This window comes from Clostridium sp. CTA-6, assembly GCF_054768115.1.
Genome location: NZ_BAAAAU010000009.1, coordinates 114,771 through 127,832, shown reverse-complemented (window position 1 = coordinate 127,832; position 13,062 = coordinate 114,771). Strand labels below are relative to the sequence as shown.

12 protein-coding genes and 1 tRNA gene are annotated in these 13,062 nt (G+C 26.3%); all 13 read left to right on the top strand.

What is annotated here, in order from left to right; all coding sequences use genetic code 11:
* The first annotated feature begins 14 nt into the window (after nt 1-14).
* The 13 genes from ACYUDJ_RS14915 (at nt 15) to ACYUDJ_RS14855 (ending at nt 12,979) form a co-directional block, all read left to right on the top strand.
* Entirely contained in the window at nt 15-1,442 is a 1,428-nt protein-coding gene (locus ACYUDJ_RS14915; RefSeq protein WP_071236014.1) for a hypothetical protein, read from the top strand.
* A 32-nt stretch (nt 1,443-1,474) separates the two neighbouring features.
* Entirely contained in the window at nt 1,475-3,016 is a 1,542-nt protein-coding gene (locus ACYUDJ_RS14910; protein ID WP_043032264.1) for a hypothetical protein, read from the top strand.
* An 18-nt stretch (nt 3,017-3,034) separates the two neighbouring features.
* Complete coding sequence (locus tag ACYUDJ_RS14905; RefSeq protein WP_043032263.1) at nt 3,035-3,868, top strand: hypothetical protein; 834 nt, start codon at nt 3,035-3,037, stop codon at nt 3,866-3,868.
* A gap of 199 nt (nt 3,869-4,067) precedes the next feature.
* Nucleotides 4,068-5,204 (top strand): hypothetical protein, encoded by a 1,137-nt coding sequence (locus ACYUDJ_RS14900; RefSeq protein WP_052500391.1) that lies wholly within the window; start codon nt 4,068-4,070, stop codon nt 5,202-5,204.
* 126 nt (nt 5,205-5,330) lie between these two features.
* A complete protein-coding gene (locus ACYUDJ_RS14895) occupies nt 5,331-6,143 on the top strand; it encodes a hypothetical protein (protein WP_242867260.1) in 813 nt (270 codons plus the stop codon).
* A 153-nt stretch (nt 6,144-6,296) separates the two neighbouring features.
* On the top strand, nt 6,297-6,551 hold the full coding sequence (locus ACYUDJ_RS14890) for a hemolysin XhlA family protein (protein ID WP_043032262.1): 255 nt from the start codon (nt 6,297-6,299) through the stop codon (nt 6,549-6,551).
* Nucleotides 6,552-6,569: 18 nt separating this feature from the next.
* Nucleotides 6,570-6,752: a hypothetical protein gene (locus ACYUDJ_RS14885; RefSeq protein ID WP_043032261.1), complete on the top strand. Its 183-nt coding sequence runs from the start codon at nt 6,570-6,572 to the stop codon at nt 6,750-6,752.
* 151 nt (nt 6,753-6,903) lie between these two features.
* Nucleotides 6,904-7,674, top strand: a complete 771-nt coding sequence (locus tag ACYUDJ_RS14880; RefSeq protein WP_043032260.1) for an N-acetylmuramoyl-L-alanine amidase — start codon at nt 6,904-6,906, stop codon at nt 7,672-7,674.
* 140 nt (nt 7,675-7,814) lie between these two features.
* Nucleotides 7,815-8,939 carry a chorismate synthase gene (aroC, locus tag ACYUDJ_RS14875; RefSeq protein WP_043032259.1) on the top strand — a complete coding sequence of 375 codons (1,125 nt, stop codon included), beginning with the start codon at nt 7,815-7,817 and terminating at the stop codon, nt 8,937-8,939.
* Nucleotides 8,940-8,956: 17 nt separating this feature from the next.
* Nucleotides 8,957-11,584: a DNA polymerase I gene (gene polA, locus ACYUDJ_RS14870; RefSeq protein WP_003483867.1), complete on the top strand. Its 2,628-nt coding sequence runs from the start codon at nt 8,957-8,959 to the stop codon at nt 11,582-11,584.
* Between the two features lie 11 nt (nt 11,585-11,595).
* The gene (gene coaE, locus ACYUDJ_RS14865) at nt 11,596-12,234 is read left to right on the top strand and encodes a dephospho-CoA kinase (protein ID WP_043032258.1); all 639 of its coding nucleotides are present in this window, start codon (nt 11,596-11,598) and stop codon (nt 12,232-12,234) included.
* Nucleotides 12,235-12,251: 17 nt separating this feature from the next.
* Nucleotides 12,252-12,797: a lytic transglycosylase domain-containing protein gene (locus tag ACYUDJ_RS14860; protein ID WP_043032257.1), complete on the top strand. Its 546-nt coding sequence runs from the start codon at nt 12,252-12,254 to the stop codon at nt 12,795-12,797.
* 97 nt (nt 12,798-12,894) lie between these two features.
* Nucleotides 12,895-12,979, top strand: a tRNA-Leu gene (locus tag ACYUDJ_RS14855).
* The last annotated feature ends 83 nt before the right edge of the window (nt 12,980-13,062 follow it).

Here is a 13,062-nt window from a genome sequence, read left to right as displayed (position 1 = left end):
CAGGAGGTGACTATATGAGTGAATTTTTTAATGTAACTTTGGGAAAAAACATAGCCTTAGATGATGCAATAATTTCTAATAAAACTGGATGGTCAAGCGAGAAAATACAAAAAGAAATAATGGATAGAAGAGTTATTAAATTTGAGGAGCTTCAAGATGTAGATGTTATAAATAAACAAGACAATCAAGTTGTGGCTTATTCAAAAGATACAGGCAAATTTACAACTATAAATTTGGAAACATTAAGAGAAGCTACAGGACTAAGTATAAAACAAATATGTAGAACAGGTGTAAATGGAACATCAGATAATCCAGAAAGTATAGAGATTCCTATAAAGACTTTAAATTTTAGAGTTTTACCAGTTGATGTACTAAGATATAGTACAGAAAATAAAGATGATATTGTAGAAATAAAAAATGATTTTAAGAATACAGAAGTTACGCAATTTCAAAAAGATAACCAAATTTTATTTGATGATAAAGCACATTTAAAGACAGAGTATGATTCTACATTTAATTTAATCAATGAATTTGATGAAGATGTAGAATATTCAGTTAGATTTAAAAAATCAGATTATAAAAAAGTTGATAAATTTAAAGTATATGAAGATGGAGTAGTACAAAACTTAAAAACAATAGCAGTTCCATATGATAGATTATTAATACCTATAAATAATCTAAATTTAAGTAATGTTAGAAACATTGATTGTTTTAAAATTGAAGCTTTAGGAAATAACTTTAGGATTGTTTGTAGTGTTGATGATGGTACAACATGGAAAACTTTTAAAAATCAATCATGGGAAAATATTGAACTAGAAATAGAATCCATTAAAGAAAAAGGGATACCTATAGAAGTATTTAATTCTATAAATTCACTGTTTTGGAATGAACTAATTACTGCTAATAAAATTAGATTTGCTTATTTATTTTCTATGGATAATATACAAAATATTGAAGAAATAGACAAACTAACTTTGCAATATGATAAAAATGGTAGTTGGATTCAATGCAATTGTAATGAATTTAAAGCTACTTATGTGTCAAATAGTTTGTTAAAAGTAGATTTATATTTTTCAGGAGATGTAAAAATTAATTATGGAACAAATAGTGAATGGAATACCTATGAAGAGCATTGGACAAAAGAAACCTTTAAAGATTTAAACTTATTGGCTAATATTAAGGATATTTTTACTATCAATAAATATTATGCTACTTCAAGCAGCGAGTTTATTATAAAAAATAATATAAAGAGTGTAAATAAAGATATAGATATGAAAAAAGAGAATCAGCTTCATTTAGTGATAACGGATAATGATATTGTAATTTTAGATGTATTTATATCACCTGAAGATAGTCAAAAATATCTATTAGGAATAAGTCCTAATATAAAAGTTTTTGTAAAAGGACAATTTGATGCAAATCTTTATATGATAGTTTCTTAAAATTTTTTAGATATTAGAGAGGAGAAAAAATTATGGCAAAAATTCTTAATTCAGATTATATAAGTGGAGAAGTACAAAGGGTAGTTGAAACACCATTAGGTTATATAATAAATGGTATATATTATGATAAAAAGACAATGACTCCCAAAGCATTGCAGACATTTCCAGCATATGGGTGTAGGTTATGTTTAGGGATGGATAAAAATCTTTTGCTCAATAATAGTTATTTTAATCATTATAAAACAATGAGAAATAGTATAATAAATGATAGATACGATCCAACTATAAGTTATATATTTACTACACATTATAATAATGGTACAAAAACAATTCTAAAAATAAGAGAATATAATGGTAAAGTTGATATTTTAAAGTATCTTAATTTTGGTGCTTTATCAGGTGGCAATCACCATATAATAAATTCTTATGTTGGACAAGATAAAAACTATATATATGTGTTAAGTAGTGGTACTTACTCAACCAGTAATTACAATGATTTTTTATATAAAATGGACAAGGAAACATTGGCTATTGTCACAATAGATACCATTACATCAAATTCTTGGCTAACTCCAATAAAAGAGACTGAAGAATATATATATTATGGACAAACTAATGATAAAGGATCTCATTATATAAAAAGGTATAATAAAATAACAAATAAAGTAGAAAGCTTACCTTTGCCAGTAATGAATGATCAAAAATATTATAGTGTTAGTTATTCTAATTTGTTATCAAATTCTAATTTGGATTTTTATATGTTTTCAGTATTTCAAGATTCTAAATCTCATAAAATGCAAATAGTTAGATATTATTTTGATATGACAAAGAATGATATTAAAGATATTTGTACAATAAAAACTTATAAAATGGGAGATGGGGAACAGCTTATAACACAGCCTATTATTAATGTAGATGGTATGAATACACATTATGAACCATTTATTACTACTATGGATAATAAATCATATTTAAATATCGCAATTTATGAAAAGGTTAGTTCTACTTCGAATAATATATCGTATTATGGAATTTATACTTTTGAAATTGATAAAACAACAAAAGATATTACCTATAAAAGTTTTCTTAACATAAAGGATTATTTTAGAGGCTTCATAGGAGTTAGGAATAATACATTTTTAGTAGGAGCTTCTGATGAAAAATGTTATTTGTTGAATTTTGAAAAAGATAAGTTTGTTATAACAAATGTTTTAAATAATAGACCTCAATATATAGGCGCAGATTTAGCGGAGAATATTTGGATAGTTAATAAATTAGGTGAGGTAGAAATGTATTCTCCATTTGTACCAATACATGTTAATATTGAATACGAATTTGAAAACTATAATTATGAAGGAAAAGATATAGAAACATATATATCTATAGAATCTAAGAACTATTTAAATGAAAATATAGCATCAAAGTTAAAACTTACTATAAAAGGAGAAGCAGTATTCTCAAATAATAGCGATAATATAATAATTGATACCACATTGGAAACAGGCAAAAAACGTATTCCGATTACTATAAAAGGTGATGGCGCTATAACAATAGATGCAGAAATGGCACCTTAAAAATAGGATGAAATTTATATGTTTTTAAACAATACAAATCGTAACTCTGAAAAAGATAATATAAAGATAATACAAATCGATAACACTAGAGTAGTAAAGAATATAGTTCATATGCCTGAGCTTTTGATGTTAACGAACGATGATAATAAAAGAAAAAGAGTAGTATATATATATAATAAAAATTTGTATAATAAAATAATACAAAGCGATAGCACTAGAATAGTAAAGAGCACAGTTCAAATGCCTGCCCCTTTTTTGTTAGATAATGAAGATAGAAAAAGAGAAAGATCAGTATATATATATAATAAAAATTTATATAGTATAAAAAATTTTTTAAATAAAGCAACATGCTATGTTAATAATAATGATAAAGGCATGTTATTTTTTAAAAAATTAAATATAAAGTATGTAGAAGTATCGACTTATGTTCATAAGAATGTTAATAAGGAAGTAGTTATTAAAAATAATAATATCATGATTAAAAACATTAATAATAAAATAGTTGCTAAAGATAATAATATAGTAATTAAAAGTAGTGATATTATGATTAAATATTATGTTCCTTATTCAGGAAATATTTTAAAGTGTAATGAAGAAAAAACAAATGCTGAAGGCAAAATTAAAGATTTCAGAATAGTGGCACAGAAATATTCTTATATAGAATACCATCTCGGATTTGATAAAAATATAATAGAGGATATAAAAGGATTACCACAAGGAATGATATTTGATAAGAAGTGTTTAAAGGGAACACCTATGATATCAGGTGATTATTTAATAAATATTAAGCTAAATAATGGAACTATAGTAAAGGGAATATTGAAAGTACCACGCCTACCAAGACAATTATAAATAAAATAATGGAAAATATTAAAATAGTTTTTAAAATATTTTTATGGATGAAGAAATCTTAACTGAATACAATGTTTGTGCATATAAAGATTTATAAAAAATATTAGGACTGAAAGAAAGAGTTAATAAAAAATTAAATTTGAAGAAAAAACACTCAGTAATGGGTGTTTTTTTTATAAAGATTAAAGGAGTGATTCAAATGGCAGAATTTTTAGGAACAGTTAAATTAGGTACATTTTATCATAGAGGAGAAGAATTACCTTTACCAACTAGACCTTGGCAATCAGGTACTTATCCAAATGCTTTATCGAAAAGAGGTGAAGGAGACACACCTAAATTTTCAGGTAATATAAGTGATTGGACCATAGGTGATACTTCTTCACATGATAATAAAAAATTAAAATGGGTAAAAATTAAAGATGGGGATAAAACATTATTAATTTGTGATAGGATTGTTTTAAATTCTATTAATTGTGATGAATTAAATAGTGGTGGATATGTAGATGGTACGAAGATAACCATTGATGGACAAAAATATCTTTGTAGATTACTTAGTGGTGGTAATGATTGTAGAGATGATAATAGACGTTATTCTGCAGGCTGTACTCCTACTAATAATGAATGGGATAGATTCATATGTAATGAAGATAGTATAAAAGGTATACCTAAACCTAATTCTAATGATTTAGATTGTATAGACGATACCTATAAATCATTAGATGGAGAACATAATAAATTATGGAATTGGTGGGGAAGTTATAACTGGTGTAAAGAAATATATAAGAAAAATTCTAAATACCGTGTTGTTAGAGGTTTCAAATCTGCCCGATATTTCAATGACGATTATGATGGCTTTTATATTGGTAATGGCGTGGGTTGGCGACCAGTTCTTGAAGTTCTCAACTCTGATAACGAAGATTCAGAAGGTAATGACTCAAGAGATTCTAATACCGAAGATAATAACCCTAAAGATACAACCACTAAGAAATTCTTAATAAAACAAAATGATAATTATTATACAATAGATAATGAATATATTGATTTAGGTAAAATAAATACTAAAAATGATTTAAATAATCTACTTGATAAATATGGTTTTCAGGACTTATCCTTAATTACTAGAGAATTTGATGGTAAAAAGGTTCATATGTATAAAGATAAAAATGATATCTGGGAGACAGATTCTGAATTAGATATGAAGAATGTTGAAGACGATATTCAATTGGTCGAAGAAAATAATGAGAAGTATATTAAATATGGATTTACTAAGTGTAATATTCCTGATGAAATAAAGAATATTAATGATGGTAAATTTGAAGTTTTTATGAAGGAATAATAATGAGATATGTAATATATTATTTAAAAAATTATAGGATTGGTATAGAACATTGTGAGGCTAACATCGAAACAAAATATATAAAGGACAGGATAGAATTTATTGTGAGGATTGGAGGAAAAAGAAGTGAAGTATTTGTTCTATAAATATTCTTTAAGATATGATAAACCAACTGAAACTTATATTGGCTTAACAGAACATCTAGCCAGCTATGACAGGTGGGAAATATTTCTAAAATATAAGTTTGAAGAAGAAAACGGGTTTAGATTACTAAATTCAATTGGAGGTTATAATGCAAAGAATTTAAGTGTTTCCGATGTTGTTTATTCAGATAGATTTAACCGTAGCGATATTACGTCAAATTATAAAGAGTTAAAAGATATTGTTTTTATATGTAAAATAGTAATTAGATATAAAGGGGATCCACATAAGTGGGGGTACCCTTGTTGTAATTTTGAAGAATATGCTGTTGCATCAAAAATCATTCCTAATATATTGTTAGAAAAAGTTATAGGTGATGAAAACCAATATCCTAAAGATGGGGCTCACACCGATGGATATTATTATATTAGAAAAAATAAATTAAATAATAAATTTTTAATCAAACAAAACAATGATTATTATTTAATAAAATCTAATTTTTATAACATTGGACAACCTATAGACAATACTCAATTACAAAATTGGTATCATAAATATGGTTTAGATGATATAAATACAATTACTCAAAGTCTGAATAACAAAGAATTTCCTATGAGCAAAAATGAAAATGGAATATGGAAAACTGATTTTGAGTTAGATATAAATGAAGTTAGAGATAATATAGAATTAGTTGACATAGATGAAAACAATAAATCTATTAAATACAATTGTAATGATTATAGAATATTAGATTTATGCGATGATGAGTTTGATATTAGAATGTTGAAAGAAAAATAAATATTATAATAGTTAGATGACCATAATGGGTCTTTTTTTATTGGAAAAATTAAATGAATATAGTAATTATATTTCTATAATTTTTGTAATATAAGATAGGATGTAGAGTAAAAGTATATACAAAAGATGCATTTTATTTAATGGAGGTATAATGTGGAGTTAAAAGTTTGTGAAGAAAAACATAAAAGATTAGAAGAAAAAATTGATGTACATGATATTAGACTTAATAATCATGGAAAAAGAATTGATAAGATAGAACAAAATCAATCAAAGATAGATACTAAAATTGAGAATCTTTGTGATCAATTAAAGCAACTTGTATCTGTTTTAAAATGGTATATAGGATTATCAGTAGGAGCCTTAGTAAGCTTCTTTTTTTATGCAGTTCAGTATGGGATTTTCAAATAGAAAGTGAAGTGAAGTACATTGGAGTTTTTACAAATAAAAAAGATTATAGCATTGGTAACTACTATAGTATTTTGTTATTTAAGTATTAAGGGGAGCTTATCAAGTACAGAATTTCTTTCTGTATTTACTTTAATAATAGGATTTTATTTTGGTCAAAGTTCAGCTAGACAAGCAGTTAAGGAAAGTAAAGAGCAGGAGTAAAGCCTGCTCTTTTTATTATTATTATGAAAAATATTAGCTATAAATTTTCATGAAAATTTTTTATTTTCAATTCAGTTATACAAATGATTATAGAAATTATTATTATTATTTAGTTATAAAATACAATAAAAACACAGGGGGTAATTTTAATATGTTATTTAACTTAAATCCAGGACATACATTAAGTGGTGGAGATGTAGGAACTAGAGGAATAAATGGATTAAAAGAAGAAGTCTTAACAAGACAATTGGTAAATGAAATAGATAAAGAACTAAGAGGTAGAGGCCATAGTACTAGTATATGTAGAGTTGATTATGCATCTACATTACAAGAAAGTTTAAATAAACAAGTAGCTTTATGTAATTCAGTAAATGCAGATTTTAATATTTGTATACATTTTAATACTACGATAGGTGGATATGGATCAGAAGTATATACTTATAATGGTAAGTATTTAATAGAAGCGGATAGAGTATTAAAAGAATTAAATAAACTAGGCTTTAGAAATAGGGGGATTAAAGATCAGCCTTTAGCATTAACCAAAAGAACTAAAGCTAAAACAATTTATGTAGAGGTATGCTTTATAGACAGTGCAGGAGATATGGCTATACTTAATAAATATGGAATGAATGGAATTGCTAAAGCAATAGTAAATGGAGTGTTAGGCACATCATTAAATGTGTCATCTAAGCCAGTTGAAGAAAATACAAGTACAGGGTGGATAAATTTAGATGGGAAAACAGGTAATATATATACTCCAAGTGGTGTAAATGTTAGAGATGGGAAGTCTACATCAAGTAGAATACTAGGAACTCTTCCCAATGGAGCCAAAGTACAATTATATCGCAAGGAAGGGGAATGGATGCATGTATATTATCCTCCACATGGTGGGTACATATATTCTAAATATATAAGATACTAACTAAATTAGTATCTTATATTAAATTTCTATACTAAATGTTAAAAATAACATTGTTTCAAATAATCTTTTAAGTATTAGTAAAATACGTTATTAATTTAGTGTATAATAGTTATAGTTTAAAATATAGGGGAAGTGATAATATGCTTAGATTTTTAGATGCAGGAGAATCTCATGGAAAGGCATTAACGGCTATAATAGAAGGTATACCATCAAATATTGATATAGATATAGATTTTATAAATAATGAACTAAAAAGAAGACAAACTGGCTATGGTAGAGGGATAAGAATGGCAATAGAAAAGGATAAAGTGGAAATATGGTCTGGCATTAGAGAGAATAAGACCACAGGAAATCCTATAACTTTAATTATTTATAATAAAGACTATGAAAATTGGAAAGAACTTATAAATAAAAAAGCAGAAGATAAAGATAAAATTTTTGTTCCTAGACCAGGGCATGGAGATTTAGTTGGACACATTAAATATAATACAGGAGATATAAGAAATGTAATAGAGAGAACCTCAGCTAGAGAAACAGCTATTAGAACAGCCGTAGGTGCTATGTGTAAATATATATTGAAATTATTAGGTATAGATATAAGAAGTAAAATCCAAAGTATAGGAGAAATATTTGATGAAAACGTAGATATATATGATAATGATGTATATAGAGAAATAGAAGATAGTCTTCTAAGATGTTACAATAAAAAAGCAGAAAAAAATATGATGGATGAAATAGATAACTGTAAAAAAGAAGGAGACACTATAGGTGGAAGTATATATATATCCGTAAAAGGTATGCCAGTAGGTATAGGAAGTTATACTCAATGGGATAGAAAACTCGATGCCCTATTAAGTTATTCTATTATGTCTGTGCAGGGAATAAAGGCAATAGAGTTTGGGGAAGGTTTAGATTTAAATAAAAGAGGTAGTACATTTAATGATGAAATATATTATGATGAAAATAATATAAAAAGAAAAAGCAATAATGCTGGAGGAATTGAAGCTGGAGTATCTAATGGTGAGGACATAATAATAAAGGCTTATATGAAACCAATACCATCTATAAAAAAACCTATAAAAACTATTAATTTAAAAGAAAAAATCAATGTAGAAAATAGATATGAAAGATCTGATGTTTGTGGTGTTGTTCCAGCTTCTATAGTTTTGGAAAATGTATGTGCCTTTGAAATATTAAAAGAGATTTTAAGCACATATCCTTGTGATGATTTCAACACGCTAAAAAAATATATAAGAGAAATGTAAAATTTGGAGGTTCATTTATGAATAAAGAAAGATTATTAATATTAGACAGTAATAGTTTATTAAATAGAGCTTTTTATGCACTTCCTGATCTTATGACTGAAGAGGGAATTCATACTAATGCTATATATGGTTTTGTAAATATGCTTTTAAAAATGAAAGAAGAGATAAAACCAGATTATATAGTAGCAGCTTTTGATAGAAAGGCACCTACCTTTAGACATGAAGAATATAAGGATTATAAAGCAGGTAGAAAAAAAATGCCAGAGGAACTTGCTCAGCAGTTTCCTATAGTAAAGGAACTTTTATCCGCATTGGCTATAAGTATATTTGAAATTGATGGATTTGAAGCAGATGATTTAATAGGAACTTTGTCTGTGTTCGCAGAGAAAAAAGGAATAGAAGTTTACATAGTTACAGGAGATAAAGATGCTCTACAATTGGCTACGGATAATGTAAAAGTAGTTATAACTAAAAAGGGGATTACAGAAAAAGAAATTTATGATAAAAATAGAATGATAGAGGAGTTTGGAGTTACTCCTAAAGAATTTATAGATGTAAAAGGTCTTATGGGAGATAGCTCTGACAATATACCTGGAGTACCTGGAATAGGTGAAAAAACTGCCTTCAAGCTTATAAAGGAATATAAAAGTATAGAAACAGTACTTGAAAATATAGAAAACATAAGAGGAAAGAAATTAAAAGAAAATTTACATGAATATAGAGAACAGGCTATATTTAGTAAGAAATTAGCTACTATTATGTGTAACGTTCCTATTGAAATAAGTTTAGAAGAGATAAAATCAAAGGAAGAATATAATATAAACAAAGTTAGAGAACTGTTTCAAAGATTAGAATTTAAATCTTTAATGAATAAAGTAGGTAAAAGTAATGAGGAAGAAACTGTAGAAGAGGAAATTTCTTATAAAAATATAGTTTCTATAGAAGAATTTAAAGGTTTAAAAGATAATATAATAGAATATAAAGAAAATAAATTATATCTATATTTTGAATTAGAGGATATAGTTTTATTTTCTAAATCTAGAATAAAAATATTATATGTTAGTTTTAAAGATGAAGTTTATAGAATAGACTTTGAAACTTTGCTAAAGAATACTAAAGAAGAATTTATAGAAGTGTGTAAAGAAATATTTGAAAGTAAAGAAATTAAAAAAATTACCTATGATTCCAAGAATCCAAGGACTGTGCTTAGAAAACTAGGAATGGAGTTTAATGGTATAAATTTTGATATAAATTTAGCTGCATATCTAATAGATCCAGTTAGGAAAGAATATGAAATATCTAGTTTAGCTTCAGAATATTTATTTAAAAATATAAATAGAGAAGATGAAGATTTAAAAATAAAAGAAGTTAATATAATGCCTAAATTATACAAAGTATTGGAAGAAAAAATAAAAGATCAAGATATAGAAGAATTGTTATATAAGATAGAACAACCTCTTACAGAAACATTATCAGCTATGGAAACAGAAGGTTTTAAAGTTGATAAAAATATACTTTTACAGCTAGAGAAAAAATTTAAAGGAGAAATAGAAAGCACTCAGTCAGAAATATATTCAATGTCTGAGGAAGAATTTAATATAAATTCTCCTAAACAGTTAGGAAAAATACTCTTTGAAAAATTAGATTTACCCGTTATAAAGAAAACTAAGACAGGATATTCTACTAATGCAGAAGTACTGGATAAATTAAGAGATAAGCATCCAATAATAGATAAGATAACTTATTATAGACAGTTAACAAAAATATATTCTACTTATATAGAAGGATTAAAAGCTGCTATAGATGAAGATGGGAAAATACATTCAAACTTTAATCAGACTGTTACAGCTACAGGAAGATTATCTAGTACAGAGCCTAATCTTCAAAATATACCTATAAAATATGAAATGGGAAGAGAAATAAGAAAGGTGTTTATTCCAAATACAGAGGATTCTGTAATACTTTCAGCGGATTATTCACAAATAGAATTAAGAGTATTGGCACATATATCTAATGATAAAAATATGATAAGTGCTTTTAATGAACATGATGATATTCATACTAAAACTGCATCAGAAGTGTTTAAAGTTCCAATAGATGAAGTAACCCCTCTTATGAGGAGTAATGCTAAAGCTGTTAATTTTGGTATAGTTTATGGTATAGGAGATTTTAGTCTATCTCAAGATTTAAATATAACTAGAAAAGAGGCAAAGCAGTATATAGATGCTTATTTGGAGAGATATCCTAATGTAAAAATTTATTTAGAAAATATAGTAGAAGAGGCTATCCAAAAGGGGTATGTAACTACAATATTAAATAGAAGAAGATATATAAAAGAGGTTAAATCTTCAAATAAAATAGTTAAAGCTGCAGGGGAAAGATTAGCTATGAACAGTCCAATACAAGGAAGTGCGGCAGATATAATAAAATTAGCTATGGTAAATGTTCATAGAAAATTAAAAGAAGATAATTTTAAAAGTAGTATAATATTGCAAGTACATGATGAATTAATATTAAATGTTTATAAAGATGAACTAGAAAAAATCAAAGCCTTAGTAAAAAGAGAAATGGAGCAGGTTTTAGAATTAAAGGTTGGGTTAGATGTGGATATAAATATAGGTAATAATTGGTATGAAGCAAAGTAAGGGGTTGTTTTATGTATTGTTTACAAGGTATTTTTAAAGTTGGCCTTACAGGAGGTATAGGTTCTGGTAAAAGTACTATATCAGAAATGATAAGAGAAAAAAATGTACCAGTAATAGATGAAGATAAAATAAGCCGAGAGGTATTAAGATTATATCCAGAAATCTTAATAGAGGTAAAAGAAGTTTTCGGTAAAGAATTTTTAGATGATAATGGTGATTTAAAAAGAAGAGAATTTGGTAGTTATATATTCAGAAATAAAAATAAAAGAATAGAATATGAAAATATAATAATGCCTTATATAATAAAAGAAACTTTTAGAAGAGTAAAAGAACTAGAAGAAAATAAAGAACAAATTTGTGTTTTAGATGCTCCTACACTAATAGAACAGGGGTTATATAAATATATGGATATAAATATATTAGTTTGGGTGGATAAAAATACACAAATAAATAGGGTTGTAAAAAGAGATAGATTAACTACAGGGGAAGTTATAAACAGAATAAATGCTCAAATGTCTATGGAAGAAAAGAAGAAGTTTGTAGATTATATAATAGATAATTCTAAAGATATAGAAAATACAAAGGGAGAACTAGATAAGATTTTTATGGAAGTAATGATTAAAGCAAAGCAGAAAGGGGGAGTGCTCTAATATTAGGGCAAAAAAAAGTGAAGTTTTTAAGAAGACTTTTGATTTTAATATTAACAATTATTTTATTAATAAATATAACAACTATAGCAAAATATATTTTCCCTATGAAATATAGAGATTATATAGATATGTATGCTAATGAACATAAATTAGATCCTTACTTTGTAGCAGCAGTTATAAAAACTGAAAGTAATTTTAAAAAAGATGCTACCTCTAAAAAAAATGCACAGGGACTTATGCAAATAACTCCAGAGACAGGAAAATGGGTAGCAGAAAAAATGGGAATGAAAGATTTTGATATTAATGATTTAAAAGATCCAGAAACTAATATAAAAATGGGATGTTGGTATTTAAATAATTTAAAAGAAGAATTCGATGGTAATATGGATCTTGTATTAGCTGCATATAATGGAGGTAGAGGAAATGTTCAGAAGTGGTTAAAGGACTCAGAGCATTCAAAAGACGGTGAAAGTCTTCATTATATACCTTTTAAGGAAACAGACAAATATGTAAAAAAGGTAAGGGCTATATATAATATATATAGATTTTTATATAAAAGCTAAGTAATAATAATTTAATAAGTTCATTGACAATAATATAAAAATATTATAATATAACTATAAATTATTTGTTACATTAAAATTTATGTACCAAAATTTAGCAGGTGTGCTGGAATAGGCAGACAGGCACGTTTGAGGGGCGTGTGTTCAAGGACGTATGGGTTCAAGTCCCATCACCTGCACCATGTGCTTAAAATTTATTAACTTTGAAGAATTATTATTTAAAGCTAATAAAGATACCTATATTTTGTAATAAATTTACAATATA